The following is a 25,949-nucleotide window of genomic DNA, read 5'->3' as shown; positions in this document are numbered from 1 at the left end:
ATTCTTCCCCCTGACTATCTCAAGAATCCCTGGTAGTTACGCATTATGAGTTGCCCTTCAATCTGCTTCATAGTTTCAAGTGCCACACCAACAGCAATCAACAATGCCGTACCGCCAAAGTATAGTTGCAGACCAGTAACATTCATCATTATAACAGGAAGCACTGCAACAACAGCTAAAAATATTGAACCTACAAATGTTACTCTATTCATAACTCTAGTAATAAAATCCGTCGTTGGCTTTCCAGGCCTAATACCTGGAATAAATCCACCATACTTCTTCATATTGTCGGATATCTCTACAGGATTAAATATTATCGCTGTATAGAAGTAGGTAAAGAATATTATAAGGAGAACATTCAATACATTATATATCCATCCATTTGTTCCGAGCCATTTTTCTGTAAAAGCGTAGAATGCCGATTTAGGGAAAAATGTAGCTATCTGCTGTGGAAATTGCAGAAGTGAAAGCGCAAATATCAGAGGAATAACACCAGCCATATTTATTCTTAATGGTATATGAGTTGATTGTCCTCCATATACTTTACGGCCTACAACCCTCTTAGCATATTGAACAGGTATTCTTCTTTGTCCTTCTGACATCAATATGATTGAAACAACCATAACAAGTATGACAATCAAGAACGCTATAGCACCAAATATGTTAGCTGTTCCAGCACCTACATACTGTATTGTAGTATAGATCATATTAGGTATTCTAGCTAGAATACCAGCAAAAATTATAAGAGAACTGCCATTTCCAACACCATTTTCCGTTATCCTCTCACCTAGCCACATTAAGAATGATGTACCCGCTGTCAATGTTAATACAATTATTGTTAAGTTGAGAAAATTGGGATTAATTACTGCACCTCTTAACCCTATCGTCATTCCTATAGCCTGAATTAATGCAAGCACTACTGTCATATAACGCGTATATTGAGCAATTTTCTTTCTTCCCTCTTCGCCTTCTTTTGCCATCTGTTCTAATGAAGGTATAGCTATAGTTAATAACTGCATTATAATTGATGCATTAATGTATGGAACAATACTCATAGCAAATATTGTGAAATCGCGGAATGCACCACCTGAAATTATATCAAAAAACCCAAAAAGTGTTCCTTGTCCCAATATGTTTTTAATTTGATTTGGATCTATACCAGGTACTGGTATATGAGATCCAAGTCTAAATACCAAAAGCATCAACACGGTATAAATTATTTTTTTTCTGATGTCCGCAACCTTCCATGCATTGACAAGGGTCTTTAGCATTTATATCACCTCTGCCTTTCCCCCTACGGATTCTATTTTATCTACAGCAGACTTACTAAACTTGTGCGCTTTTACAGTTAACTTTTTATTAAGATCACCTGAACCCAATATCTTTACGCCATCTTTGATTTTTTTGATAATCCCTTTCTCGATTAAAAGTTCTGGAGTTACTACAGTTCCATCTTCAAAATTATCAAGCAGGCTTAAATTGACAATAGCGTATTCTTTCTTAAAGATATTCGTAAATCCCCTCTTTGGCAAGCGTCTTGTTAAAGGCATCTGTCCACCTTCAAAACCTGGTCTTATATTTCCACCGCTTCTAGCCTTCTGACCTTTATGTCCACGTCCAGATGTCTTTCCTAGCCCCGAACCAATACCTCTGCCAACTCTTTTTCTTTCCTTTCTTGCACCTTCAGCTGGTTTTAAATCGTGAAGTCTCAATGTCCACACCTCCTATTCATTTACTTCTTCAACACTTACTAAGTGTTTAACCTTGTTAATCATACCTCTTACTTGTGGTGTATCATCTAAAACTGAACTGCTTCCTATTTTTCTCAACTTCAATGCTCTTACAGTATCTATTTGTGATTTCTCACGGCCTATAGTACTTCTTACCAATGTCACTTTTAATTTTGCCATTTCAATCCTCCTATCCAAGCAATTGCTCAACAGGAATTCCACGCAGTTTTGCTACTTCCTCTGCAGTCTTTAATGATTTCAATCCTTCAATCGTTGCATATACCATGTTTGTAGAATTAGCTGATCCCAAAGATTTTGTCAGTATGTCTTTAATTCCTGCTGATTCAAGTACAGCACGCACAGGACCTCCTGCAATTACTCCGGTACCTTCCTTAGCCGGTTTTAATAAAACTTTTCCGGCCCCAAAAACTCCTATCGTATCATGTGGAATTGTAGTTCCTACTACTGGAACTTTTATAAGATGCTTCTTAGCATCTTCGACTGCTTTTCTAATTGCTTCAGGAATTTCTGCGGATTTCCCGGTTCCAACGCCGACATAACCCTTTTCAGGATCTCCAACAACTACCGTTGCGCTGAATCTGAAATTCCTTCCACCTTTGACAACTTTTGCAACACGATTTAAACTTACAACTTTTTCTTTTAAATCAAGATTTGATATATCAATACGAGCCATGATTTCCCTCCTTATTAAAAATTCAAACCGCCTTCTCTTGCAGCATCTGCTAATTCTTTTATCGTACCATGATATATATATCCACCGCGATCAAAAACTACATCCTTAATTCCCTTTTCAAGAGCTTTTTTCGCAATTAATTTGCCTACTAATCTTGCTGACTCCTTATTCGCACCTTTAGCAACATTCTTCAATTCTGGATCTAATGTAGAAGCATGTGCTAAAGTAACGCCCCTTACGTCATCAATCAGCTGTGCATATATATGGCTTAAGCTTTTGTACACACTAAGTCTTGGTCTTTCGCTTGTTCCAGAAATTTTTTTCCTGACTCTTAGATGACGCCTTTTCCGTGTCAATCGTCTATCTATTTTTGATATCATATTATCACCCCTTACTTCTTACCTGTTTTGCCTTCTTTTAGCCTTACATGTTCTCCAACATACCTGATACCTTTTCCTTTGTAAGCATCTGGTTGCCTTACTTTCCTTATGCTTGCAGCTACCTCACCAACTCTTTGTTTATCAATACCTTTCACGGTAATCTTATTTGCACCATCAACTGCAAATTCAATGCCCGGTTCTTCTTCTATTTCTACTGGATGAGAATAGCCAACTGTTAAAACAATTTTTTTACCTTGTTTCGCAACACGGTAACCTACACCAACAATCTCAAGGCTTTTTTCATATCCAGTACTTACACCTTTTACCATGTTTTGAATCAAAGCTCTAGTTGTTCCATGCATAGCTCTTGCTTCTTTATCATCGCTGTTTCTTGTTACAACGACTTTATTATCTTCTACAGATATATTAACTAGATTTGGAAAATCTCTTTCAAGAGTACCTTTTGGTCCTTTTACTATAACATGATTATCATTAACTGTAACTGTTACATCTTTTGGAATATCTACTGGTTGTTTCCCTATTCTAGACACACTTTACACCTCCTATTTTGAATTACCAGATATAGCAGAGAACTTCTCCTCCGACTCCTTCTTTTTTAGCATCTTTATCTGTCATTATTCCTTTAGATGTTGATATGATTGCCATACCAAGGCCACCTAAAACTCTTGGAATTTCATTGCTTTTTGCATAAACCCTCAAACCCGGTTTGCTTATTCTTTTAAGGCCTGATATAACTCTTTCTTTATTTGGCCCATATTTCAGTGTTAATTTTAAAATACCTTGTTTACCATCATCTATTTCTTCTACTGCTTTAATAAATCCTTCACGAAGCATAAGCATTGCTATTGCTCTTTTTGTATTTGATGCTGGTATCTCTACTGTTTCATGTCTAACTATATTTGCGTTTCTTATACGTGTAAGCATATCTGCTATTGGATCTGTCATTTCAATACCTCCCCTCTTACCAGCTTGCTTTTTTTACGCCTGGAATAATGCCTTGATGAGCATATTCTCTAAAACAAACACGGCATATTCCATATTTCCTGATATATGCATGTGGTCGCCCACAAATTTTACATCTGTTATAAGCTCTTGTACTAAATTTAGGGGTCTTTTTTTGTTTCAATATCAATGCCTTTCTGGCCATTTATATACCTCCTTTACTTTGCAAACGGCATTCCCATAAGCTCCAAGAGTGTTCTTGCTTCTTCATCATTTTTAGCTGTCGTAACAAATATGATATCCATTCCTCTTACTTTATCAATTTTATCATAATCAATTTCAGGGAATATAAGTTGTTCCTTTATGCCAAATGAGTAATTTCCCCTGCCGTCGAAAGATTTTGTTGGAAGACCTCTAAAATCCCTAACCCTTGGCAATGCTACATTAAATAACTTATCAGCAAATTCATACATTCTTTCGCCTCTTAATGTTACTTTAACACCTATAGGCATGCCTGCACGTATCTTGAAATTTGCTATTGATTTTTTTGCTTTTGTAACTACTGGTTTCTGACCTGTTATTACAGCCAAGTCATTAGAAGCAGCTTCTATCGCTTTTGGATTTTCTCTTGCTTCACCAAGTCCTATATTTAAAACTATTTTTTCCAATTTCGGTACTTGCATTATGTTTTTATAAGAATACTTTGCCATAAGAGCAGGTACTACTTCGTTTATATATTTATCTCTAAGCCTTGCCATGATATACCTCCTTTCACTCTTATAATGTTTCTCCGCACTTTTTGCAATATCTTATCTTCTCACCATCAGCAAGAATTTTAACACCATATCTCACGCCAGTCCCACAGTTATTGCAAAATAACATAACTTTAGACGAATAAATAGGTGCTTCTTGATGTATTATTCCGCCTTGATCCTGCGGCCCACGTGCTTTTTTATGCTTTGTTACTACATTCACACCTTCTACAATAATTTTTCCTTCTTTAGGCAATGCTTTTAACACTTTGCCCTTTTTTCCCTTGTCTTGCCCTGAAATTACTGTGACTATATCGCCTTTTTTTACATGAAGTTTTTTTCTCTCCAATTGTCACACCTCCTTATAGAACTTCCGGTGCAAGTGAGATTATCTTCATAAAATCTTTTTCTCTTAATTCTCTAGCAACTGGTCCAAAAATACGAGTCCCCCTAGGTTGTAAATCATCTTTTATTATGACAGCCGCATTATCATCGAATCTTATATACGTGCCGTCTTTTCTTGCTATACCTTTCTTTGTTCTTACTATAACAGCTTTAACTACATCACCTTTTTTTACAACACCTCCGGGTGTTGCACTTTTGACAGAAGCTACTATTATATCACCTATATTTGAGAACTTTCTAGTTGAACCACCCATCAAATGTATACACATAATCTCTTTAGCACCAGTATTATCTGCAACTTTTAATATTGTTTGAGGCTGTATCATTCCAAATACCTCCTTTCAGTCATTCTGCTTTTTTAATTATCTCTACAAGCCTCCATCTCTTCTCCTTGCTTAAAGGCCTCGTTTCCATGATTTTTACTACATCACCAATATTGCATTGATTATTTTCATCGTGAGCCTTAAATTTCTTTGTACGTCTTATTATTTTATTGTAAAGTGGATGCCTTATTCTATCTTCAACAGCAACAACTATCGTCTTCTGCATCTTGTTGCTAACTACTTTTCCAATTCTAACTTTTCTCATGCCTCTTTCCAATTTAAATCCTCCTTTCTATGCATTCAACTTGCCAAGTTCTCTTTCTCTTAAGATTGTCTTAATTCTTGCGATAGACTTCCTAACATCTCTAACCCTCATTGGATTATCTAATTGACCAGTGGCAAGTTGAAACCTAAGGTTAAAAAGTTCTCCCTTTAAATCGGAAAGCTTCTGCAACAATTCTTCATCTGTCAATTCCCTAATCTCTTTAGCCTTCATTCTCTTCACCACCCAATTCTTCACGTTTTATGAACTTCGTTTTTATAGGCAGTTTGTGTTTAGCTAATCTTAAAGCTTCCCTTGCAATATCTTCATTTACACCGGCTATCTCAAAAAGCACCCTACCTGGTTTTACAACAGCTACCCAGTACTCAGGAGATCCTTTCCCAGAACCCATACGTGTTTCAGCTGGTTTCTCTGTTACAGGTTTATCTGGGAAAATCTTTATCCATACTTTTCCGCCCCTCTTTATATACCTTGTCATTGCGACCCTGGCAGCCTCTATCTGTACTGCTGTTATCCAACCGCCCTCAAGTGCTTGTAAGCCATAATCACCATAGCTCAATGTATTTCCTCTTGTAGCATTGCCTTTTATCCTGCCTCTTTGTTGTTTCCTATATTTAACTCTTTTAGGCATCAACATGATTATTTGCCTCCTTCCGCTGTTACCTGTTTCTTCGGCTGTGGCAATATCTCTCCTTTGTTAATCCAAACTTTAACGCCGATCTTGCCATACGTAGTATTTGCTTCTGCAAATCCATAATCTATATTTGCCCTTAATGTCTGAAGCGGCACAACACCTTCATGATATCTTTCAGTGCGAGCAATCTCTGCACCTGCTAACCTTCCAGAACATGCTATTTTTATACCCTTAGCACCCTGTTTCATTGCTCTTGATATTGACTGCTTCATTGCTCTTCTAAATGAGATCCTTCTTTCAAGCTGTGAAGCAATATTTTCAGCTACTAATTGAGCATCAAGTTCTGGATTTTTTACTTCCACAATATTTATGATGACTTTTTTGTTAGTCATCTTCTCGATTTCCTGCCTCAATTCTTCAATTCCTGCGCCACCTTTGCCAATTACCATTCCTGGTTTTGCAGTATACACATCGATCTTTATTCTATTTGCAGCTCTTTCTATTTCAATTTTCGGAACACCTGAAGCGTAAATCTTATTTTTAATAAAATCTCTTATCTTTATATCTTCTATCAAAAGATCACTAAAATCTTTATCCTTTGCAAACCATTTTGCATCCCAATCTTGCGATACACCAACTCTTAAGCCACGAGGATTAATCTTTTGACCCATTTTATCCCTCCTTTTTATTTTTCATTGACAACTACTGTTATATGACTCGTTCTTCTTCTCATCAAATTTGATCTACCCATTGCCCTTGGCATCATTCTCTTCATTATTGGACCCTGATCCGCCACAGCTTTCGCCACATACAGATTATCTCTATCAAGTCCAAAATTATTTTCAGCATTTGCAATCGCTGATTTTAATACTTTTTCTACAATGCCAGCTGCTTTATTAGGTGTAAATTTTAGTATTGCCAATGCCTCATTAACATCTTTCCCGCGTATCATATTCATAACAAGGCCAGCTTTTTGAGGTGAAATTCTTACATATTTTGCAACTGCCTTCGCTTCCACACTATTACCTCCTTTGCCTATTGAACTTTTGAAGACTTTTCAGTATCTGAATGGCCGTGGAATGTACGTGTTGGAGCAAATTCTCCTAATTTATGACCAACCATATCCTCTGTAATGTATATAGGCACATGCTTTCTTCCATCATGTACAGCTATAGTGTGACCAACCATCTGAGGAAATATAGTGGAACTCCTTGACCATGTCTTCAAAACCTTTTTCTCATTTTTCTTGTTCATTTCTTCTATTTTTTTTAATAGCTTCTCATCAACATATGGGCCTTTTTTTAAGGATCTACTCAAAATTATAGCCTCCCTTCCCAACTAAGCTTTACGACTTTTTACAATCATTTTATTAGTAGACTTGTTTTTCTTACGTGTCTTATAACCAAGAGCTGGTTTACCCCATGGAGTCATTGGTCCTGGATGTCCTATAGGAGCCTTTCCTTCACCACCACCGTGTGGGTGATCAACTGGGTTCATAACTGAACCTCTGACTGTCGGCCTGATTCCTAGCCATCTAGACCTACCTGCTTTACCGATCGTTACATTTTCATGATCTAAATTAGACACTTGTCCAATTGTCGCTCTGCAGTTTGATCTAATCCGCCTAACTTCTGAAGATGGCATTCTTACTTGTACATAATCTCCTTCTTTCGCAATCAACTGTGCCATTGAACCAGCCGCTCTCACCAATTGACCGCCTTTTCCAGCTACTAATTCAATATTGTGAATAAACGTACCAACAGGAATATTGTAGAGTGGAAGTGCATTGCCTACTTTTATATCAACATTTTCACCAGATTCTACTATGTCACCAACTTTTAATCCATATGGTGCAATAATATATCTTTTTTCACCGTCAAGGTAGTGAATAAGTGCAATATAAGCTGATCTATTTGGATCATACTCAATTGAAGCTACTTTGCCTGGTACACCGTCTTTATCTCTTTTAAAATCTATGATCCTGTATTTTCTTTTGTGACCGCCGCCACGGTGGCGAACAGTAATCCTGCCATATACATTACGCCCACCTGTTTTGTTGAGACTGACTGTCAGGGATTTCTCTGGTTTTTCTTTTGTTACTTCTTCAAATGTCAAGACAGTCATTTGTCTTCTACCAGGTGAAGTAGGATTGTATTTTTTAATTCCCATTGTTTTCCCTCCTTAAATTGCTGTATTAAGCTTGCAATCCTTCAAAGAATTCAATTCCTTTGCTGTTAGGCTTTAATTTAACAATAGCTTTCTTATAACTGCTGGTTCTACCAACATTTCTTCCTACTCTTTTTAGCTTTCCAATATAATTCATTGTATAGACTTTTTCAACATCAACACCAAACAATTCTTCAACAGCTTGTTTTATTTGAATCTTATTTGCATTCTTATTTACGATGAAGGTGTATTTTCTTTCGTTCATTAGATTCATACTTTTTTCCGAAATAACCGGTCTTAATATTACATCTCTAGCATCCATCAAGCATACACCTCCTCAACTTTATTGACAGCGTCTTTTGTTATTATGAATCTGTCATATTTTAATACATCATATGTGTTTAAGCTGTTTGCATACACTGCCTTAACATTTGGTATGTTTCTTGATGATAATACCACATTCTTTTTATCTTCAGGTATAACAATCAGTGCATTTTTAACATTAAATTTTTTCAGCATATCGGCAACTTTTTTAGTTTTTGGTTCATCAATGTTTATATCATCAATGACTATTATTTCGTTATCTCTTACTTTTGATGACAATGCAGACTTTAGCGCAAGTCTTTTAACCTTCTTTGGAATATTGTAGCTGTAATCTCTTGGTTTCGGTCCAAAAACAACACCACCCTTAATCCACTGTGGTGCCCTTATACTTCCTTGGCGAGCTCTGCCTGTGCCTTTTTGCCTCCATGGCTTAATACCGCCACCTCTAACTTCGCCACGTCTTTTTGTTGAATGAGTACCCTGCCTTTGACTTGCCAAATAATTTAAGACAACTTCATGCATAACAGGTACATTCACTTCAACGCCAAAAACATTATCACTCAATTCCATTTCACCAATTTGTTCACCATTTATGTTATAAACCGCTACTTTCGGCATCGATTTTCCTCCTTTCATTACTTGCTTTTAACAGTGTCCCTTATCATGAGAAGTGAACCCCTAATTCCTGGCACCGAACCTTTTATAAGTAGCAAATTCTTCTCAGGATCAACTTTTACTACTTCTAGATTCTGTACCGTTACTCTTTCATTTCCCATATGGCCAGGCAATCTCTTACCTTTGAATGTCCTTGAAGGATCTGAACTTGCACCCATAGAACCTGGTCTTCTGTGATATTTAGAGCCATGGGCCATAGGTCCTCTGTTTGCATTGTATCTCTTTACTACACCTGCAAATCCTTTACCTTTTGATGTACCGATTACATCTACTCTATCACCGACTGAGAATATGTCAGCCTTTATTTCACTGCCAACTTCATATGATGATATATCATCCAATCTAAATTCTCTTAAATATTTCTTAAATGGCACATTTGCTTTTGTAAAATGGCCTTTTAAAGGTTTTATAAGCCTTTTTTCTTTTACATCACCAAAGCCAACTTGTATAGCATCGTACCCATCATTTTCTTTTGTCTTCTTTTGAACAACTACACATGGACCTGCTTCTACAACTGTGACTGGTATCATTTCATTCCCTACAAAAATCTGAGTCATTCCATGTTTCTTGCCAAGTATTGCTTTTTTCATCTTCTACCCTCCTGAAATCATCGGACGCTTGCGCGTCATAATTTCTTATTATTTGTTATAATTTTATCTCTATATCAACACCAGCAGGTAAATCCAATCTCATCAATGCATCTACAGTCTTTGGTGTTGGACTTAATATGTCAATAAGCCTTTTATGTGTCCTCGTCTCAAACTGTTCTCGTGAATCTTTGTATTTATGTGGCGCTCTCAATATTGTAATTACATCTCTCTCTGTCGGAAGTGGTATCGGTCCCGACACTTCTGCGCCTGTTCTTTTTGCTGTTTCAACTATTTTTTCAGCAGATTGATCTAAAACCATATGGTCAAAAGCTTTTAATCTTATGCGAATTTTCTGTTTGGGCATAATTTTTCCCTCCTTCTATATAAGCAATCATTAATTCCATATACACTCATCCGTGTGTTTTCAGTTCTATTGAAAAATCTCGTTCAACTTTATTAGTTTACCTTAAAGACCGTATTATTTCAAGTCTTGACAAAACAATAGTTATGTGCTAATAGCTTAAGCTATTAGCACATTTTTATTAAGCAAGAATCTTGGAAACAACACCGGCTCCTACTGTGTGTCCGCCTTCCCTTATAGCAAATTTTAATCCTTCTTCCATTGCTATCGGTGTTATTAATTCTATTGTCATCGTTACATGGTCTCCGGGCATTACCATCTCTACGCCCTCTGGTAATTCTATTACTCCTGTTACGTCTGTTGTCCTGAAGTAGAACTGTGGTCTGTATCCATTGAAGAACGGTGTATGTCTTCCGCCTTCTTCCTTTGTTAACACGTATACTTGTCCTTCAAATTTCGTGTGCGGTTTTACTGACCCTGGTTTCGCTAATACTTGCCCTCTCTCTACTTCATCTCTTGTTACTCCTCTTAACAGTACTCCTATGTTATCTCCTGCTTCTGCTTCGTCCAATGTCTTCCTGAACATCTCTACTCCTGTTACTACTGTCTTCTTGCTTTCGTCTGATAAGCCTATTATCTCTACTTCGTCTCCTACTTTTAATTTGCCTCTCTCTACTCTTCCTGTTGCTACTGTCCCTCTTCCTGTTATTGTGAATACATCTTCTACTGGCATCAGGAATGGCTTGTCTACATCTCTTTCTGGTGTCGGTATATAACTGTCAACTACATCCATTAATTCCCATATCTTGCCGCACCACTGACAGTCTCTTTGTCCGCATCCGCATTCCATTGCTTTTAATGCTGAGCCTACTACTATCGGTGTGTCGTCTCCTGGAAATTCATATTCGTTTAATAGTTCTCTTACTTCCATCTCTACTAGTTCGATTAATTCTTCGTCATCTACCATGTCCGCTTTGTTTAGGAATACTACAATGTATGGTACTCCTACCTGCCTTGCTAAGAGTATGTGCTCTCTTGTCTGCGGCATTGGACCATCTGCTGCTGATACTACTAGTATCGCTCCGTCCATCTGCGCTGCTCCTGTTATCATGTTCTTTACGTAGTCTGCGTGCCCTGGACAGTCTACATGCGCATAGTGCCTTTTCTCTGTCTCGTATTCTACGTGCATTGTGTTTATTGTTATTCCTCTTGCTTTCTCTTCTGGTGCTTTGTCTATTTCATCATATGCTGTGGCTTGTGCCATCCCTTGCTTTGACAATACTATTGTTATTGCTGATGTTAACGTCGTTTTGCCATGGTCTACGTGCCCTATCGTTCCTATGTTTGCATGGGGTTTCTTTCTTTCAAATTTTTGCTTCGCCATTTCTTTTTTCCTCCTTACATTAATTTATTTTTACTTTTTCTCTAATATTTGATCAGCAATATTTTTAGGCACTTCTTCATAGTGACTAAACTGCATAGTATATGTGCCTCTTCCTTGTGTTTTTGAGCGAAGATCTGTAGCATAACCAAACATTTCAGCTAGTGGAACCATGCCTCTAATTACTTTGGCTCCAGCTCTGTCCATCATGCCTTCAATTCTTCCACGCCTTGAATTTATGTCACCCATTACATCGCCCATATATTCTTCTGGCACAACAACTTCAACTTCCATTATAGGCTCTAAAAGTACAGCTCCGCCTTTTTTCATACCTTCTTTGAAAGCCATTGAGCCAGCTATCTTAAATGCCATATCAGATGAGTCAACTTCGTGGTAAGAACCATCTACTAAAGAAACTTTTACGTCCACGACTTCATACCCACCAAGGATACCATTCTCCATTGCTTCCTGCACACCGGCATCAACTGCAGGTATATATTCCTTTGGTATAACACCGCCAACGATTTTATTCTCAAATTGATATCCTTGACCTCTCTCCAAAGGTTCCATTTCAAGCCATACATGTCCATACTGACCGCGGCCACCTGACTGTCTTATAAACTTACCTTCAATACGTACAGGCTTTGTTATTGTTTCTTTATAAGCAACCTGAGGTTTGCCAACATTGCACTCTACATTGAATTCTCTCCTCATTCTGTCAACAATGATTTCCAAGTGCAGTTCACCCATGCCGGCTATAATCGTCTGTCCCGTCTCTTGATCTGTATATGTTTTAAATGTCGGATCCTCTTCTGCAAGTTTCTGAAGGGCTACAGCCATTTTATCCTGTGCAGCTTTTGTCTTAGGCTCTATTGCAACTCTTATAACAGGTTCAGGGAATTCCATTGACTCTAAAAGAATAGGCTGATTTTCATCACACAGAGTATCACCGGTTGTAGTATCTTTCAATCCAACTGCAGCTGCTATGTCACCTGTATAAACTTTGTCTATCTCTTTTCTATGATTTGCATGCATTTGGAGTATTCTACCAATTCTCTCTTTTTTCCCTTTTGTAGAATTCAAAACATATGAACCTGCTTCAAGCGTTCCTGAATATACTCTAAAAAACGCAAGCTTACCAACGTATGGATCGGCCATTATTTTGAATGCAAGAGCTGAAAATGGCTCGTTATCATCGGCCTTTCTCTCTATTTCCTCATCACTATTAAGCTTCATACCTTTTACAGCAGGTATATCAATAGGAGATGGTAGATACCTTACAACAGCATCCAGCATCGGCTGTACGCCTTTGTTTTTATATGAAGAACCACAAGTAACACACACAAGTTCATTATTAATGGTTCCTTTTCTCAATGCTGCATGTATCTCCTCTTCAGTTATCTCTTCACCTTCTAAGTATTTTTCCATTAACGCTTCATCTTGTTCTGAAACAGCTTCTAAAAGTTTTTCTCTGTACTCCTGAGCTAAATCCTTTAGATCATCTGGAATTTCGACTTCTTCTGATATAGTTCCTAAGTCATCTTCATAGATAATCGCATCCATCTTTATTAGGTCTATAATCCCTACAAATGTATCTTCTTTCCCAATAGGAAGCTGTATCGCAACAGGATTTGCATTTAACCTGTCTTTCATCATCTTAATGACATTAAAAAAGTCCGCTCCCATTATGTCCATCTTGTTGACATATGCTAGCCTTGGTACTTTGTACTTGTCTGCCTGTCTCCAAACTGTCTCTGATTGTGGTTCAACACCACCTTTTGCGCAAAATACTGCAACTGCTCCATCTAACACCCTTAAAGAGCGTTCTACCTCAACTGTAAAGTCCACGTGTCCCGGCGTATCTATAATATTAATCTTGTGATCTTTCCAATAGCATGTTGTAGCAGCAGAAGTTATTGTAATACCTCTCTCCTGCTCCTGCTCCATCCAGTCCATTGTTGCATTGCCTTCGTGCACTTCACCTATCTTATGGACTTTTCCTGTATAAAACAGTATTCTTTCGGTAGTTGTAGTTTTGCCAGCATCTATATGCGCCATAATTCCAATATTCCTAACTTTATCTAAGCTGTAATCTCTAGGCATTTATATCCTCCTTTCCTGCCCATATAATACACACTACCATCAGCATCATTACCATCTGTAATGTGCAAATGCTTTATTTGCTTCAGCCATTTTATGTGTATCTTCTCTCTTCTTAACACTAGCACCTGTATTATTTGCAGCATCCATAATTTCCGCCGCTAATTTTTCCATCATTGTCCTTCCGCTTCTCTTTCTTGCAAATTCTATGATCCACCTTATTCCAAGTGTCTGTCTTCTCTCAGGCCTAACTTCGACAGGTACTTGATAAGTAGCACCACCAACACGTCTTGGTTTTACTTCAAGAACAGGCATAACATTATTTAATGCTTCTTCAAAAACTTCCAGTGGATCTCTACCAGTTTTTTCTCTTATTATGTCAAATGCACCGTAGCATATCTTTTGAGCTATACCTCTTTTGCCACTGTACATTATTTTATTTATCAACTTTGTAACTTTCTTGCTATTATAAACTGGATCTGGTAGAACATCACGTTTTGCTACATAGCCCTTTCTAGGCATTCACTATCCCTCCTATCATTTAGGTTTCTTAGCACCATACTGTGAGCGAGCTTGTTTTCTGTTAGCAACACCAGCTGCGTCAAGCGTTCCTCTTATAATCTTATATCTAACACCAGGTAGATCCTTTACTCTTCCACCTCTTATAAGAACAACAGAGTGCTCCTGCAGATTATGACCTATACCCGGGATATATGCAGTGACTTCAGTATTATTTACAAGCCTTACTCTGGCTATCTTCCTTAACGCTGAGTTTGGTTTCTTTGGTGTTGTTGTCTTAACAACTGTGCAAACACCCCTCTTCTGAGGATTGCCTTTTAATGCTGGGGATGTGGATTTATATTTAACCTTTTTTCTTCCTTCTCTCACTAACTGATTAATTGTCGGCATCCTTACACCTCCTTCCAATATTTAGAAGATTTATCCCCTATATAGGGGATAAATCTAATCATTTCTCACTTTAACTCAGCAGCAGTCGCTGCTCCTACATCAATGCCACACATATCTCCTAGTTCTTTCATTGTGTCTATATAAACTATATCGATAGATTTTGAATTACAAGCATCAATGATTTTTTTTGTAACGTGTTCTTCAGCATCCCGAGCAATGTATACCTTAGCAGCTTTATCATTTGTTACAGCCTTAAATGTCTGCTTCGCCCCTATCACTAATTTAGAAGAACCGCTTTTACTTGAACCCATTAAGTTCTTCTCCTCCCTACTTGGAAGTAGTTTTTAACACACTTAAATATTTTATCATTAAGGTCAAACTCTGTCAATAATAGATATTATTTTACATTAACTTCTGCATTATTATCTTCTGCTTCACTGACCTCATTGCCTACTTCATCGACGGATTTTACAACTATGTTTCTATACCTTGATAAACCAGTCCCTGCTGGGATCAGCTTACCTATAATAACATTTTCCTTTAAACCAATAAGTGGATCAACTTTTCCTTTTATTGCGGCATCAGTCAAAACCCTTGTAGTCTCTTGGAAAGATGCAGCAGATAAGAAAGAATCTGTTGCCAGTGCAGCTTTTGTAATACCTAAAAGTGCCCTAGTGCCAGTAGCTGGCCTCAATCCTTTTTCCTGAACCTTCCTGTTTTCTTCTTCAAACGCAAACATATCCACAAGCTCACCAGGCATCATTGATGTATCTCCAGAATCCTCAACTTTAATCTTCCTCATCATCTGTCTGATTATAACTTCAATATGTTTGTCATTTATTTCAACACCTTGTAGTCTGTATACTTTTTGAACCTCTTGTAACAAATACGTCTGAACCGCAAACAAACCTTTTATCTTCAAAATATCATGCGGATTTACAGACCCTTCTGTTAGTTCATCGCCCGCTTCAATGTATTGTCCATCCTGAACTTTTAACCTCGATCCATAAGGTATGAGATATGTCTTTGAAATATTATTTTCGTTATCTGTAATTACGACTTCCCTCTTCTTTTTCGTCTCATTTATTTTCACAACACCTGGTATTTCAGAAATCACAGCTAACCCCTTCGGTTTCCTTGCTTCAAAAAGCTCTTCGACTCTCGGTAAACCTTGTGTAATATCGGCACCAGCAACACCGCCGGTGTGGAATGTTCTCATGGTAAGCTGTGTACCAGGCTCGCCAATAGCTTGTGCTGCAATTATGCCGACAGCCTCACCAATTTCGACTTGTGAACCAGTCGCTAAGTTCCTGCCGTAGCACATCCTGCAAACGCCATGCTTAGATTTACATGTTAGAAGTGATCTTATTTTAACTCTCTTAATTCCTAACTCCTCAATTTTTTCAGCATCTTGCTCTGATATCATTGTATTTTTCTTTACTATTACTTCGCCAGTATTAGGATCTTTTATATCTTCTAACGATACCCTTCCACTTAACCTGTCAGAAAGCTTTTCTATTACTTCATTTCCTTCTTTAATCTCACTTACATATATTCCTTCATCTGTTCCACAATCATCTTCTCTGATAATCACATCTTGGCTAACATCCACAAGCCTACGGGTCAAATACCCTGAGTCAGCGGTCCTCAAGGCCGTATCAGCCAAACCCTTTCTTGCGCCATGTGTAGATATGAAGAATTCTAGCACATTGAGGCCCTCTCTAAAGTTGGATCTTATAGGAAGTTCGATTATCCTTCCTGCCGGATTTGCCATCAAGCCTCTCATACCGGCTAGCTGCTTTATTTGGTTTTTACTACCTCTAGCTCCTGAATGCGCCATCATAAATATAGGATTAAATTTATCTAGGTTTGCCATCAGAGCATCGCTTACTTTTTCTGTCGTCATGTTCCAAGTTCTAATTACGCTTTCATATCTCTCTTCTTCTGAAATAAGACCACGCCTAAACTGGGCATCTATCTTCTTCACTGCTTCATCCGCTTCATTTAAAAGAGTCTTTTTCTCTTCAGGTATAACCATATCAGATACACTGACAGTCAATGCAGCCTTTGTAGAATATTTATAACCTAATGCTTTGATTTTATCCAGCGTCTCAGCTGTCTTTGTTGGACCATGCACCCTGTACACTCTATCTAATATTTTTCCCAATTTTGATTTGTCAACAAGAGTTGATATTTCTAAATCAAACATGGTATCAGGATTTGTCCTGTCCACAAAACCCAAATCCTGAGGTATAGCAGAATTAAATATGAGCTTTCCAATAGTAGTCTCTATGATTTTGGACTTAATCTCGCCATTGACTTCTCTTTTCATCCTTACTTTTATCTTAGCATGAATATTTATTTGACCTAATTGATACGCCATCAATGCTTCTTCATAATCTTTAAATATTCTGCCTTCACCCTTGACGCCGTCTTCATCACCTGTTAAATAGTAACATCCAAGAACCATATCCTGTGTAGGTGTCATAACAGGTTTTCCATCCTGAGGCTTTAATATGTTGTTAGCAGCCAACATCAAGAATCTTGCCTCTGCCTGTGCCTCAACAGTCAATGGAACGTGAACAGCCATCTGATCACCGTCAAAGTCGGCATTATAAGCCGTACATACCAATGGATGCAACTTTATGGCTCTGCCTTCGACCAATACAGGCTCAAATGCTTGAATACCTAAACGATGCAATGTAGGTGCTCTGTTCAATAGAACGGGGTGCTCCTTTATGACATCTTCCAAAACATCCCACACTTCCGGGCGCACTTTCTCAACCATTCTCTTTGCGCTTTTTATATGCTGTGCAATTCCTTTATCAACAAGCCTTTTCATAACAAATGGTTTAAAAAGCTCAAGAGCCATTTCTTTAGGAAGACCGCATTGGTAAAGCTTAAGTTCAGGTCCTACGACAATAACAGAACGTCCAGAATAGTCAACCCTCTTACCTAGAAGGTTTTGCCTAAATCTCCCTTGTTTTCCTTTTAGCATGTCTGACAATGACTTAAGTGGCCTATTGCCTGGACCCGTTACTGGTCTTCCTCTCCTGCCATTGTCTATGAGTGCGTCTACAGCTTCCTGAAGCATTCTTTTTTCATTTCTAACTATAATATCCGGTGCACCTAAATCAAGCAACCTCTTTAACCTGTTATTTCTATTTATAACCCTTCTATAAAGATCATTTAAATCCGATGTCGCAAATCGTCCACCATCTAGTTGAACCATTGGTCTTAAATCAGGTGGAATAACAGGTATGACGTCTAATATCATCCACTCAGGTTTATTCCCAGAATCCAAAAATGCTTGCACAACTTCAAGTCTTCTTATTGCTCTAACGCGTTTTTGACCAGTAGATTCCCTGATTTCAGCTTTTAATTCCTTTGATAATTTTTCAAGGTCTATCTCCTGTAAAAGTTCCTTTATTGATTCAGCACCCATCCCGGCTTTAAACTTATTTCCATATTTATCAAGGTATTCGCGGTATTCCTTCTCGCTTAGAAGCTGCTTTTTAGATAGATTTGTTTCACCAGGATCAATCACAACATATGATGCAAAATACAAAACTTTTTCAAGTGCTCTTGGTGACATGTCAAGTATTAATCCCATACGGCTAGGTATCCCTTTGAAATACCATATATGTGAAACAGGGGCAGCAAGCTCAATATGTCCCATCCTTTCACGCCTAACTTTTGATCTCGTTACTTCAACGCCACATCTGTCACATATAACACCTTTGTACCTCACTCTTTTATATTTACCACAATGGCATTCCCAATCTTTAGTAGGTCCAAATATTTTTTCGCAAAACAATCCTTCTCTCTCAGGTTTTAATGTCCTATAGTTTATAGTTTCAGGCTTTTTTACTTCACCTCTTGACCATTCTCTAATCTTTTCTGGTGAAGCAAGACCTATTTTCATTGAATCGAAATTTTTAAGCTCAAACAAGGAGTTTCGCTCCCTTCATAATAATTTTATATATCATAATCATCATCAAAGCTGTCGCTATCACCAAAATCTATATCACTAGGTTCAAAGTTTAAATCATCTAAGCTGTCTTTATCTTCATCGTAATCTTCATTAAATTCTTCACCATAATTTACTTCTTCCGGTGCATCTTCTCTTCCCTCGATATTTATATTTATTGTATCTTCTGAAATATCATCATCATCTTCATCTTCAAATTCTTTTAATGCTACTTCCTGATTATCTTCAGTCAATACTTTCACATCAAGGCAAAGACTTTGCAATTCCTTTACCAGAACCTTAAACGATTCTGGAACACCAGGTTCTGGTATATTTTCACCTTTAACTATAGATTCATAGGTTTTTACACGACCTGTTATATCATCAGATTTAACGGTAAGTATCTCTTGTAAAGTATGTGCTGCACCATATGCTTCAAGTGCCCATACTTCCATCTCACCAAATCTCTGACCACCAAATTGTGCTTTACCACCAAGTGGCTGCTGTGTAACCAATGAATACGGTCCTGTAGATCTTGCATGCATTTTGTCATCTACAAGATGGTGTAACTTTAGCATGTACATGTACCCAACCGTAACTGGATGGTCAAATGGCTCACCAGTCCTTCCGTCATACAGTTGAATCTTTCCATCCGGTGAGAACCCTGCTTTTTCAAGTAGCTCTTGTATATCTTCCTCATGAGCTCCATCGAAAACTGGTGTAGCCATATACCAACCTAAAGCTTTTGCTGCAAGTCCTAAGTGAACTTCCAGTACCTGACCTATATTCATACGAGAAGGAACTCCAAGAGGATTCAAGCAAATCTGCAGTGGCGTACCATCAGGCAGGAAAGGCATATCTTCAACCGGAAGTATCCTTGAAACAACACCCTTATTTCCGTGCCTACCTGCCATCTTGTCACCAACAGATATTTTCCTTTTCTGAGCGATAAACACCCTAACCATTTCATTTACTCCAGGTGGCAACTCATCACCATTTTCTCTCGTATATACTTTGACGTCTACTACTATTCCACCTTCACCATGTGGTACTCTTAGGGATGTATCTCTAACTTCCCTTGCTTTTTCTCCAAATATGGCCCTTAAAAGTCTTTCCTCAGCAGTCAGTTCCGTTTCACCTTTTGGTGTTACCTTTCCAACAAGAATATCACCTGCTGTAACTTCTGCACCAATACGTATGATTCCACGTTCATCAAGGTCTTTTAATGCCTCTTCACCAACATTTGGTATATCTCTCGTTATCTCTTCAGGTCCTAATTTTGTGTCTCTAGCTTCCGATTCATATTCTTCAATGTGAATAGACGTAAGAGCATCATCTTTCACAAGCTCTTCACTAATTAAAATTGCATCTTCGTAGTTATAACCTTCCCACGGCATGAACCCAACAAGCACATTTCGCCCAAGGGCAATTTCGCCTAACTCAGTTGAAGGACCATCACTTATAACCTGTCCTTTTTCAACTCGATCTCCTTCATTTACTATAGGCCTACAGTTTATGCAAGTTCCCTGATTGGATCTCTTAAATTTAAGCAGCTCGTATTCGTCACGTCTCCCGTCATCTGTTCTTATCACTATTTTATCTGCAGTTACCCTCTCTACTACACCGCTATTTTTTGCAATATTCACAACACCCGAATCTCTCGCAGCTTTATATTCGATACCAGTTCCAACAATAGGAGCCTGTGGCACAAGAAGTGGAACAGCTTGTCTTTGCATGTTTGACCCCATCAATGCTCTGTTAGCATCATCATTTTCAAGGAAGGGAATCATAGCCGTTGCAACAGACACCACTTGCTTAGGTGAAACATCCATAAAATCTACTTCTTCTCTCGGCACTGATAATATATCATCTTTTGAACGGACTGTAACTCTTTCATTTACAAATCTATTTTCCTCGTCAAGGGGTTCGTCTGCCTGCGCTATTACATATTCATCTTCTACATCTGCAGTCATATAGACAATTTCATTGAGAACTCTACCTGTAGCTTTATCAACTTTTCTGTACGGAGCTTCAATAAATCCATATTCGTTTATCCGTGCATATGTAGCAAGGGAACCAATAAGTCCTATGTTTGGACCTTCAGGCGTTTCTATAGGGCACATCCTGCTGTAATGTGTATGATGAACATCCCTAACCTCCATTCCGGCTCTCTCACGGCTCAGTCCTCCTGGACCTAATGCACTTAATCTTCTTTTATGTGTCAGCTCTGCAAGGGGATTAGTCTGATCCATAAACTGTGAAAGCTGTGAACTTCCAAAAAACTCTTTAATTGCAGCAACAACAGGCCTTATGTTTATCAAATTTTGAGCAGTTATCTCACTGACATCCTGTATTGTCATTCTTTCTCTAACTACTCTTTCCATTCTTGATAGGCCAATTCTAAACTGATTTTGAAGCAATTCGCCAACAGATCTCAGCCTTCTATTTCCAAGGTGATCAATATCATCTACAAATCCTATTCCAAATGAAAGATTCAAATTGTAATTTATAGAAGCAATTATATCATCTTTAGTTATATGCTTAGGTATCAATTCATCCATTCTGCGTTTTATTTCATTTTTTATTTCATCCTCATTTGTAAAATTACTAAGTATTTCTTTTAAAACTCCTAATTGAACTTTTTCCTTAATGTTTAAATCAGAAACGTCAAAAGGAAGAGGGTATTCGTTAATATCAACAGTATTATTGCCAATAACCTTTATTGGTCTTCCTTCTACTAGCACTTCAACTACATTTATACCACAATCTTGTATTTTTTTAGCCGTCTCTCTTGATATTCTTTGCCCCTCTTCAACTATAATTTCACCTGTTATAGGATTAGCAATATTTGTAGCTGCCTTTTGATTTGTCAATCTAGAACTTAATGCAAGTTTTTTGTTGAATTTATAGCGTCCAACATAAGCAAGATCATATCTTTTTGGATCAAAAAACAAAGAATACAAAAGGCTTTTAGCACTGTCAACTGTAGGAGGCTCACCGGGTCTCAATCTTTTATAGACTTCAAGCAAGCCTTCTTCTTCAGATTTCGTAGTATCTTTGTCAAGTGTAGCTTTTATCCTTTCATCTTCCCCAAAAAGATCGAGAATCTGAGCATCTGTTCCATAGCCCAGCGCTCTTAAAAATACAGTAATTGGAACTTTCCTTGTCCTATCTATTCTTACAGAAAAAATATCATTAGAATCTTCTTCGTATTCAAGCCAAGCTCCTCTATTGGGGATAACAGTTGCAAAAAAGAGTTTCTTCCCTAATTTATCAAACTGTTGTTCGTAATATACGCCTGGCGACCTCACCAATTGGCTTACAATAACACGTTCTGCACCATTTATTATGAAGGTGCCTTTATCTGTCATCAAAGGAAAATCACCCATGAAAACTTCCGATTCCTTGATTTCTCCTGTATCCCGATTAGTCAGTCTTACTTTTACTTTCATAGGTGCAGCATATGTCGTGTCTCTATCTTTGCACTCCTCTACAGAGTATTTAGGATTGTCATCAAGCTTATAGTCAAGAAATTCCAAAGACAAATTGCCGGTAAAGCTCTCAATTGGAGAAATATCTCGGAAAACTTCCCTTAAACCTTCTTCAAGAAACCACTTGTACGAATTTTTTTGCACCTCAATAAGGTTAGGCATTTCCAAGACTTCTTCAATCCTTGCAAAGCTCATACGCTTCTTATAGCCGGCATCAACAGGATGTAACATCCACTTCACCCCTTATAAATTTAAAATAACCAAAAGAGAAAGCTTTTGGATAATTTACAGAAAGACATAATTATTATTTGCCAGAATACATACAAATATTCTATTATTTACATGTTCATAAAAATTTTATTGTTTCGTACTTCATTTTATGTAATAAAATGACACTGTTAATGCAATATATAATATTACCACAATAGCAAAACCATGTCAATAAGAAAACATTCATTGGAAAGAAAAAAAGCATCCTTTCGAATGCTTTTTTTCTTAAGTCGAATTTTATTTTTAATTATTTTATTTCTACTTTTGCTCCAACTTCTTCGAATTTTGCCTTTATTTGATTTGCTTCATCCTTGCTTACGCCTTCTTTAATTGGCTTTGGAGCACCTTCAACAAGGTCTTTTGCCTCTTTCAAGCCAAGATTTGTAACTTCTCTGACTACTTTTATTACCTTAATCTTTTCTGAACCTACATCTGTTAATATAACGTCAAATTCTGTCTTTTCTTCTGCAGGTGCTGCTGCCGCGCCAGCTGCAGGTGCTGCTGCTACAGCAACAGGTGCTGCTGCAGATACTCCAAATTCCTCTTCAAGAGCTTTTACTAAATCAGCTAATTCTAAAACTGTCATACTTTTTATAGCTTCTAAAATTTCTTCCTTATTCATTACAAATACCTCCATTTAAAAATTTTTTATTATGCTTCTTTTTTCTCTTTAACAGCATTTAAAGCTATTACGAGACTTCTTAATGTACCAGATAATACATACACAAGATTGTTTATAGGCGCCTTCATGCTGCCAAGTGCTTTTGCAATGAGTTCTTCTTTTGATGGCAATTCTGATAATGCTTTAATTTCTTCTGGACCAACCAGCTTTCCATCAACAATACCTGCTTTTAATTCAAGTCCTTTATTGTTCTTCAAAAATTCAACTAAAATTTTTGCAGGTGTAACAGGATCATCGTATCCAAAAGATACCGATGTTGGTCCTTCTAAGTACTTCTTTAAGTCGTTATATCCCAATTCTTGCGCTGCACGCCACATCAAAGTATTTTTGTAGACTTTATACTCTGCATTCGCTTCTTTAAATTTTCTCCTTAAAGCGGTATCGTCCTCAACTGTCAAGCCACTGTAACTAGTAAATATGATGGATTGTGCTCTTCCTAGTTTATCTTTAAATTCACTAACGACTTTTTCCTTAGCTTCCCTAGCTGTACTCAAACTTACACCTCCCGTCCATAATATTAAAAGGATCCCCCGTAGACATGAGGATCCTTTTTTACTTTATCAAAAACCTCGGTAGGATTTACGTGTTGCCACACCTACTGTCTACGGTAAGTTTTCAATTTTACTTTAAGAGTATATCATTACTGTGTTGTTATGTCAACAGTTTTTATAAGATTCTTTGTGGATTAACCTTTATTCCTGGTCCCATTGTTGACGAAAGAACAACGCTCTTTAAATACTGTCCTTTCGCAGCTGCAGGTTTTGATCTTATTATAGCATCCATAATCGTCTTTAAATTTTCCACTAATTTCTCTTGTCCGAAAGATACTTTCCCAATCGGCACATGTATTATTGAATTTTTATCTACTCTGTACTCAATTTTACCAGCTTTAACATCTTTTACTGCTTTCTCAATATCAAATGTAACAGTACCAGCTTTTGGGTTTGGCATCAAACCTTTTGGTCCTAAAACCTTACCAAGTCTACCCACAACACCCATCATATCTGGTGTAGCTATAACAACATCATAGTCAAACCAGTTTTCATTTTGTATCTTTGAAACAAGTTCCTCTGCACCAACATATTCTGCACCAGCAGCTTCAGCTTCTTTCGCTTTATCGCCTTTTGCAAAAACCAAAACGCGAACTGTTTTACCAGTTCCATGAGGCAATATTACAGTTCCTCTAACCTGTTGATCAGCATGCCTCGGATCTACGCCAAGTCTTACAGACAAATCAACAGTTTCGTCAAACTTAGCTTTAGCAGTCTTTAAAACTAAATCTACAGCCTCATTTGCATCATACAATCTTGTAGAGTCTATCAATTTGACACTATCTAAATATTTTTTTCCATGTTTCATTCTATTCTTTACCTCCTTGTGGTATTTTTCGGACATTCGTCCTCCCACTAAAAAACATCTATTGCTCAATTTCAATACCCATGCTTCTAGCAGTACCAGCTATCATTCTCATAGCAGCTTCAATATCTGATGCATTCAAATCTTTCATCTTTAGTTCAGCTATTTCTCTGACTTTATCTTTTGTTATCTTTGCAACTTTTTGCTTATTTGGCTGTGGTGAACCACTTTCAATGCCAGCCGCTTTTTTTAGAAGCACAGCCGCAGGCGGTGTCTTTGTGATGAAAGAAAATGATCTATCAGCATATATTGTAATAACTACAGGAATGATCAAACCAGCTTGTTTAGCTGTCCTTTCATTGAATTCTTTACAGAAGCCCATTATGTTGACACCATGTGGTCCAAGTGCTGTACCTACTGGTGGAGCTGGTGTAGCCTTTCCTGCAGGTAACTGTATCTTTACCACTGCAGCAACTTTTTTAGCCATGTTTACACCTCCTAATTTATGTCATTTTATTGAATTTTTTGAATCTGGACAAAGTCAAATTCGACTGGAGTCTCTCTCCCAAACATCGAAATCAAAACTTTAGCCTTTTGTCTGTCAAGGTAAATCTCTTCAACAACACCGATGAAATTTTCAAGTGGTCCGGCAATAACTCTAACACTATCGCCTACTTTTATATCTACTGACGTCTGCGCTTCTTTAATGCCTAAACTTCTGACTTCCGCTTCAGTAAGTGGTACCGGTTTGGACCCAGGCCCAACAAAGCCAGTTACACCTCTGGTATTCCTAACAACATACCATGATTCGTCATTCATGACCATCTTCACAAGTACATATCCTGGAAATACCTTTCTATCAACAGACTTCTTTTTGCCGTCTTTAATTTCTACCACTTTTTCTGTCGGAACTACAATCTGATGTATTAAGTTTTGAAGGTTTCTATTTTCAACAGACTTTTCCAGATTCGCTTTAACTTTATTCTCATATCCGGAATAAGTATGGACTACATACCATTTAGCTGAGTTCGTTTCAGACATCTTTGATTTGGGGATTAACCCCATCCTCCTTTAACTTTTTATAATTAATTTCAGTAGATAGCTAAAGGCCGAGTCTGCAAGAAATATTAATAAAGTAAATGCTATTACAACGACTAGTACAACTTCAGTATATGCCAGTAAATCATTTCTTGTTGGCCATGTGACTTTTTTCATCTCGGCTTTAATTTCCCTAAAAAACTTCCCGGCTTTTCTCCTTTCATCGGCAGCCATCGAATCACATCCCTTTATAACATGTATTTTACCTTGTCTCTTTATGCAATGTATGTTTTCTGCAGAACCTACAGTATTTCATAAGCTCTATCCTATCAGGATCATTTTTCTTATTTTTCGTAGTGTTATAGTTCCTTTGCTTACATTCCGTGCAAGCTAATGTGATCTTAACCCGCAACAATTCCACCTCCCGGAATTTAAAACTACTTTTAAAACTTTATCATAAATATTAATTTAT

General features: G+C 37.5%; 36 protein-coding genes and 1 other annotated feature. All 36 genes read right to left on the bottom strand.

All coding sequences use genetic code 11. The features are described from left to right. Nucleotides 1–14 precede the first annotated feature (14 nt). Nucleotides 15–1,271, bottom strand: a complete 1,257-nt coding sequence (gene secY, locus TTHE_RS02245) for a preprotein translocase subunit SecY (protein WP_013296997.1) — start codon at nt 1,269–1,271, stop codon at nt 15–17. After that, on the bottom strand, nt 1,272–1,712 hold the full coding sequence (gene rplO / locus TTHE_RS02240; RefSeq protein WP_013296996.1) for a 50S ribosomal protein L15: 441 nt from the start codon (nt 1,710–1,712) through the stop codon (nt 1,272–1,274). 12 nt (nt 1,713–1,724) lie between these two features. Continuing rightward, complete coding sequence (rpmD, locus tag TTHE_RS02235) at nt 1,725–1,910, bottom strand: 50S ribosomal protein L30 (protein ID WP_013296995.1); 186 nt, start codon at nt 1,908–1,910, stop codon at nt 1,725–1,727. Nucleotides 1,911–1,920: 10 nt separating this feature from the next. Further along, the gene (gene rpsE / locus TTHE_RS02230) at nt 1,921–2,424 is read right to left on the bottom strand and encodes a 30S ribosomal protein S5 (protein ID WP_013296994.1); all 504 of its coding nucleotides are present in this window, start codon (nt 2,422–2,424) and stop codon (nt 1,921–1,923) included. Between the two features lie 14 nt (nt 2,425–2,438). Next, entirely contained in the window at nt 2,439–2,804 is a 366-nt protein-coding gene (rplR, locus tag TTHE_RS02225) for a 50S ribosomal protein L18 (RefSeq protein ID WP_013296993.1), read from the bottom strand. A gap of 11 nt (nt 2,805–2,815) precedes the next feature. Beyond that, on the bottom strand, nt 2,816–3,355 hold the full coding sequence (gene rplF / locus TTHE_RS02220; RefSeq protein WP_013296992.1) for a 50S ribosomal protein L6: 540 nt from the start codon (nt 3,353–3,355) through the stop codon (nt 2,816–2,818). Between the two features lie 22 nt (nt 3,356–3,377). Beyond that, nucleotides 3,378–3,776 carry a 30S ribosomal protein S8 gene (rpsH, locus tag TTHE_RS02215; protein ID WP_041587412.1) on the bottom strand — a complete coding sequence of 133 codons (399 nt, stop codon included), beginning with the start codon at nt 3,774–3,776 and terminating at the stop codon, nt 3,378–3,380. 10 nt (nt 3,777–3,786) lie between these two features. Beyond that, nucleotides 3,787–3,972 carry a type Z 30S ribosomal protein S14 gene (locus TTHE_RS02210; protein ID WP_013296990.1) on the bottom strand — a complete coding sequence of 62 codons (186 nt, stop codon included), beginning with the start codon at nt 3,970–3,972 and terminating at the stop codon, nt 3,787–3,789. Nucleotides 3,973–3,985: 13 nt separating this feature from the next. Then, entirely contained in the window at nt 3,986–4,525 is a 540-nt protein-coding gene (gene rplE / locus TTHE_RS02205) for a 50S ribosomal protein L5 (RefSeq protein WP_013296989.1), read from the bottom strand. 19 nt (nt 4,526–4,544) lie between these two features. After that, nucleotides 4,545–4,868 (bottom strand): 50S ribosomal protein L24, encoded by a 324-nt coding sequence (rplX, locus tag TTHE_RS02200; protein ID WP_013296988.1) that lies wholly within the window; start codon nt 4,866–4,868, stop codon nt 4,545–4,547. Between the two features lie 13 nt (nt 4,869–4,881). Continuing rightward, nucleotides 4,882–5,250: a 50S ribosomal protein L14 gene (rplN, locus tag TTHE_RS02195; protein ID WP_013296987.1), complete on the bottom strand. Its 369-nt coding sequence runs from the start codon at nt 5,248–5,250 to the stop codon at nt 4,882–4,884. Between the two features lie 19 nt (nt 5,251–5,269). After that, nucleotides 5,270–5,524: a 30S ribosomal protein S17 gene (rpsQ, locus tag TTHE_RS02190; protein WP_013296986.1), complete on the bottom strand. Its 255-nt coding sequence runs from the start codon at nt 5,522–5,524 to the stop codon at nt 5,270–5,272. A 15-nt stretch (nt 5,525–5,539) separates the two neighbouring features. Continuing rightward, nucleotides 5,540–5,743, bottom strand: a complete 204-nt coding sequence (gene rpmC / locus TTHE_RS02185) for a 50S ribosomal protein L29 (protein WP_013296985.1) — start codon at nt 5,741–5,743, stop codon at nt 5,540–5,542. Next, nucleotides 5,733–6,167, bottom strand: a complete 435-nt coding sequence (gene rplP, locus TTHE_RS02180) for a 50S ribosomal protein L16 (RefSeq protein ID WP_013296984.1) — start codon at nt 6,165–6,167, stop codon at nt 5,733–5,735. The genes rpmC and rplP overlap by 11 nt, the downstream gene beginning before the upstream one ends. Before the next feature lie 2 nt (nt 6,168–6,169). Then, the gene (gene rpsC, locus TTHE_RS02175) at nt 6,170–6,835 is read right to left on the bottom strand and encodes a 30S ribosomal protein S3 (protein WP_013296983.1); all 666 of its coding nucleotides are present in this window, start codon (nt 6,833–6,835) and stop codon (nt 6,170–6,172) included. 14 nt (nt 6,836–6,849) lie between these two features. Then, entirely contained in the window at nt 6,850–7,182 is a 333-nt protein-coding gene (gene rplV / locus TTHE_RS02170; protein ID WP_013296982.1) for a 50S ribosomal protein L22, read from the bottom strand. Between the two features lie 17 nt (nt 7,183–7,199). Next, nucleotides 7,200–7,481, bottom strand: coding sequence for a 30S ribosomal protein S19 (gene rpsS, locus TTHE_RS02165; RefSeq protein WP_013296981.1), 282 nt, complete (start codon nt 7,479–7,481; stop codon nt 7,200–7,202). 21 nt (nt 7,482–7,502) lie between these two features. Further along, complete coding sequence (gene rplB / locus TTHE_RS02160) at nt 7,503–8,333, bottom strand: 50S ribosomal protein L2 (protein WP_013296980.1); 831 nt, start codon at nt 8,331–8,333, stop codon at nt 7,503–7,505. A 25-nt stretch (nt 8,334–8,358) separates the two neighbouring features. After that, nucleotides 8,359–8,652 (bottom strand): 50S ribosomal protein L23, encoded by a 294-nt coding sequence (rplW, locus tag TTHE_RS02155; RefSeq protein ID WP_013296979.1) that lies wholly within the window; start codon nt 8,650–8,652, stop codon nt 8,359–8,361. Continuing rightward, on the bottom strand, nt 8,652–9,272 hold the full coding sequence (gene rplD / locus TTHE_RS02150; RefSeq protein ID WP_013296978.1) for a 50S ribosomal protein L4: 621 nt from the start codon (nt 9,270–9,272) through the stop codon (nt 8,652–8,654). Before rplD ends, rplW begins: the two co-directional genes overlap by 1 nt. Before the next feature lie 17 nt (nt 9,273–9,289). Beyond that, nucleotides 9,290–9,919, bottom strand: a complete 630-nt coding sequence (rplC, locus tag TTHE_RS02145) for a 50S ribosomal protein L3 (protein WP_013296977.1) — start codon at nt 9,917–9,919, stop codon at nt 9,290–9,292. A 55-nt stretch (nt 9,920–9,974) separates the two neighbouring features. After that, nucleotides 9,975–10,283 carry a 30S ribosomal protein S10 gene (gene rpsJ, locus TTHE_RS02140; protein ID WP_013296976.1) on the bottom strand — a complete coding sequence of 103 codons (309 nt, stop codon included), beginning with the start codon at nt 10,281–10,283 and terminating at the stop codon, nt 9,975–9,977. Nucleotides 10,284–10,461: 178 nt separating this feature from the next. Then, nucleotides 10,462–11,664 carry an elongation factor Tu gene (gene tuf / locus TTHE_RS02135; protein WP_013296975.1) on the bottom strand — a complete coding sequence of 401 codons (1,203 nt, stop codon included), beginning with the start codon at nt 11,662–11,664 and terminating at the stop codon, nt 10,462–10,464. 30 nt (nt 11,665–11,694) lie between these two features. Continuing rightward, nucleotides 11,695–13,764: an elongation factor G gene (gene fusA, locus TTHE_RS02130; protein ID WP_013296974.1), complete on the bottom strand. Its 2,070-nt coding sequence runs from the start codon at nt 13,762–13,764 to the stop codon at nt 11,695–11,697. Between the two features lie 48 nt (nt 13,765–13,812). Next, on the bottom strand, nt 13,813–14,283 hold the full coding sequence (rpsG, locus tag TTHE_RS02125; RefSeq protein ID WP_013296973.1) for a 30S ribosomal protein S7: 471 nt from the start codon (nt 14,281–14,283) through the stop codon (nt 13,813–13,815). Between the two features lie 15 nt (nt 14,284–14,298). Then, entirely contained in the window at nt 14,299–14,670 is a 372-nt protein-coding gene (gene rpsL / locus TTHE_RS02120) for a 30S ribosomal protein S12 (RefSeq protein WP_013296972.1), read from the bottom strand. 65 nt (nt 14,671–14,735) lie between these two features. Continuing rightward, entirely contained in the window at nt 14,736–14,981 is a 246-nt protein-coding gene (locus TTHE_RS02115; protein ID WP_013296971.1) for a ribosomal L7Ae/L30e/S12e/Gadd45 family protein, read from the bottom strand. 86 nt (nt 14,982–15,067) lie between these two features. Further along, the gene (gene rpoC / locus TTHE_RS02110) at nt 15,068–18,622 is read right to left on the bottom strand and encodes a DNA-directed RNA polymerase subunit beta' (RefSeq protein ID WP_013296970.1); all 3,555 of its coding nucleotides are present in this window, start codon (nt 18,620–18,622) and stop codon (nt 15,068–15,070) included. Between the two features lie 26 nt (nt 18,623–18,648). After that, nucleotides 18,649–22,362 carry a DNA-directed RNA polymerase subunit beta gene (gene rpoB / locus TTHE_RS02105; protein ID WP_013296969.1) on the bottom strand — a complete coding sequence of 1,238 codons (3,714 nt, stop codon included), beginning with the start codon at nt 22,360–22,362 and terminating at the stop codon, nt 18,649–18,651. Between the two features lie 286 nt (nt 22,363–22,648). Next, a complete protein-coding gene (gene rplL, locus TTHE_RS02100) occupies nt 22,649–23,023 on the bottom strand; it encodes a 50S ribosomal protein L7/L12 (protein ID WP_013296968.1) in 375 nt (124 codons plus the stop codon). A 29-nt stretch (nt 23,024–23,052) separates the two neighbouring features. Continuing rightward, complete coding sequence (rplJ, locus tag TTHE_RS02095) at nt 23,053–23,577, bottom strand: 50S ribosomal protein L10 (protein ID WP_013296967.1); 525 nt, start codon at nt 23,575–23,577, stop codon at nt 23,053–23,055. Nucleotides 23,578–23,591: 14 nt separating this feature from the next. Further along, nucleotides 23,592–23,709: a sequence feature (ribosomal protein L10 leader region), on the bottom strand. Between the two features lie 40 nt (nt 23,710–23,749). Continuing rightward, nucleotides 23,750–24,442, bottom strand: coding sequence for a 50S ribosomal protein L1 (gene rplA, locus TTHE_RS02090; RefSeq protein WP_041587411.1), 693 nt, complete (start codon nt 24,440–24,442; stop codon nt 23,750–23,752). Nucleotides 24,443–24,500: 58 nt separating this feature from the next. Next, entirely contained in the window at nt 24,501–24,926 is a 426-nt protein-coding gene (rplK, locus tag TTHE_RS02085; RefSeq protein ID WP_013296965.1) for a 50S ribosomal protein L11, read from the bottom strand. Nucleotides 24,927–24,952: 26 nt separating this feature from the next. Further along, nucleotides 24,953–25,480 carry a transcription termination/antitermination protein NusG gene (gene nusG, locus TTHE_RS02080; protein WP_013296964.1) on the bottom strand — a complete coding sequence of 176 codons (528 nt, stop codon included), beginning with the start codon at nt 25,478–25,480 and terminating at the stop codon, nt 24,953–24,955. Between the two features lie 30 nt (nt 25,481–25,510). Further along, nucleotides 25,511–25,711 carry a preprotein translocase subunit SecE gene (gene secE, locus TTHE_RS02075; protein WP_013296963.1) on the bottom strand — a complete coding sequence of 67 codons (201 nt, stop codon included), beginning with the start codon at nt 25,709–25,711 and terminating at the stop codon, nt 25,511–25,513. A 28-nt stretch (nt 25,712–25,739) separates the two neighbouring features. Beyond that, nucleotides 25,740–25,889, bottom strand: a complete 150-nt coding sequence (rpmG, locus tag TTHE_RS13890) for a 50S ribosomal protein L33 (protein ID WP_013296962.1) — start codon at nt 25,887–25,889, stop codon at nt 25,740–25,742. Nucleotides 25,890–25,949: the final 60 nt, after the last annotated feature.

This window comes from Thermoanaerobacterium thermosaccharolyticum DSM 571 (assembly GCF_000145615.1).
GTDB lineage: Bacteria > Bacillota > Thermoanaerobacteria > Thermoanaerobacterales > Thermoanaerobacteraceae > Thermoanaerobacterium > Thermoanaerobacterium thermosaccharolyticum.
Note: the sequence above shows the minus strand (reverse complement) of the source record. Positions and strands in the feature narration are given on the sequence as shown.

What these genes read in the sequence shown, in the direction of transcription:
- secY (WP_013296997.1), bottom strand. Translation starts at nt 1,271, where the DNA reads ATGCTAAAGACCCTTGTCAATGCATGGAAGGTTGCGGACATCAGAAAA.
- rpmD (WP_013296995.1), bottom strand. Translation starts at nt 1,910, where the DNA reads ATGGCAAAATTAAAAGTGACATTGGTAAGAAGTACTATAGGCCGTGAG.
- rpsE (WP_013296994.1), bottom strand. Translation starts at nt 2,424, where the DNA reads ATGGCTCGTATTGATATATCAAATCTTGATTTAAAAGAAAAAGTTGTA.
- rplR (WP_013296993.1), bottom strand. Translation starts at nt 2,804, where the DNA reads ATGATATCAAAAATAGATAGACGATTGACACGGAAAAGGCGTCATCTA.
- TTHE_RS02210 (WP_013296990.1), bottom strand. Translation starts at nt 3,972, where the DNA reads ATGGCCAGAAAGGCATTGATATTGAAACAAAAAAAGACCCCTAAATTT.
- rplE (WP_013296989.1), bottom strand. Translation starts at nt 4,525, where the DNA reads ATGGCAAGGCTTAGAGATAAATATATAAACGAAGTAGTACCTGCTCTT.
- rplN (WP_013296987.1), bottom strand. Translation starts at nt 5,250, where the DNA reads ATGATACAGCCTCAAACAATATTAAAAGTTGCAGATAATACTGGTGCT.
- rpmC (WP_013296985.1), bottom strand. Translation starts at nt 5,743, where the DNA reads ATGAAGGCTAAAGAGATTAGGGAATTGACAGATGAAGAATTGTTGCAG.
- rplP (WP_013296984.1), bottom strand. Translation starts at nt 6,167, where the DNA reads ATGTTGATGCCTAAAAGAGTTAAATATAGGAAACAACAAAGAGGCAGG.
- rpsC (WP_013296983.1), bottom strand. Translation starts at nt 6,835, where the DNA reads ATGGGTCAAAAGATTAATCCTCGTGGCTTAAGAGTTGGTGTATCGCAA.
- rplB (WP_013296980.1), bottom strand. Translation starts at nt 8,333, where the DNA reads ATGGGAATTAAAAAATACAATCCTACTTCACCTGGTAGAAGACAAATG.
- rplW (WP_013296979.1), bottom strand. Translation starts at nt 8,652, where the DNA reads ATGGATGCTAGAGATGTAATATTAAGACCGGTTATTTCGGAAAAAAGT.
- rplD (WP_013296978.1), bottom strand. Translation starts at nt 9,272, where the DNA reads ATGCCGAAAGTAGCGGTTTATAACATAAATGGTGAACAAATTGGTGAA.
- rplC (WP_013296977.1), bottom strand. Translation starts at nt 9,919, where the DNA reads ATGAAAAAAGCAATACTTGGCAAGAAACATGGAATGACTCAGATTTTT.
- rpsJ (WP_013296976.1), bottom strand. Translation starts at nt 10,283, where the DNA reads ATGCCCAAACAGAAAATTCGCATAAGATTAAAAGCTTTTGACCATATG.
- tuf (WP_013296975.1), bottom strand. Translation starts at nt 11,664, where the DNA reads ATGGCGAAGCAAAAATTTGAAAGAAAGAAACCCCATGCAAACATAGGA.
- fusA (WP_013296974.1), bottom strand. Translation starts at nt 13,764, where the DNA reads ATGCCTAGAGATTACAGCTTAGATAAAGTTAGGAATATTGGAATTATG.
- rpsG (WP_013296973.1), bottom strand. Translation starts at nt 14,283, where the DNA reads ATGCCTAGAAAGGGCTATGTAGCAAAACGTGATGTTCTACCAGATCCA.
- rpsL (WP_013296972.1), bottom strand. Translation starts at nt 14,670, where the DNA reads ATGCCGACAATTAATCAGTTAGTGAGAGAAGGAAGAAAAAAGGTTAAA.
- TTHE_RS02115 (WP_013296971.1), bottom strand. Translation starts at nt 14,981, where the DNA reads ATGGGTTCAAGTAAAAGCGGTTCTTCTAAATTAGTGATAGGGGCGAAG.
- rpoB (WP_013296969.1), bottom strand. Translation starts at nt 22,362, where the DNA reads ATGTTACATCCTGTTGATGCCGGCTATAAGAAGCGTATGAGCTTTGCA.
- rplL (WP_013296968.1), bottom strand. Translation starts at nt 23,023, where the DNA reads ATGAATAAGGAAGAAATTTTAGAAGCTATAAAAAGTATGACAGTTTTA.
- rplA (WP_041587411.1), bottom strand. Translation starts at nt 24,442, where the DNA reads ATGAAACATGGAAAAAAATATTTAGATAGTGTCAAATTGATAGACTCT.
- rplK (WP_013296965.1), bottom strand. Translation starts at nt 24,926, where the DNA reads ATGGCTAAAAAAGTTGCTGCAGTGGTAAAGATACAGTTACCTGCAGGA.
- nusG (WP_013296964.1), bottom strand. Translation starts at nt 25,480, where the DNA reads ATGTCTGAAACGAACTCAGCTAAATGGTATGTAGTCCATACTTATTCC.
- secE (WP_013296963.1), bottom strand. Translation starts at nt 25,711, where the DNA reads ATGGCTGCCGATGAAAGGAGAAAAGCCGGGAAGTTTTTTAGGGAAATT.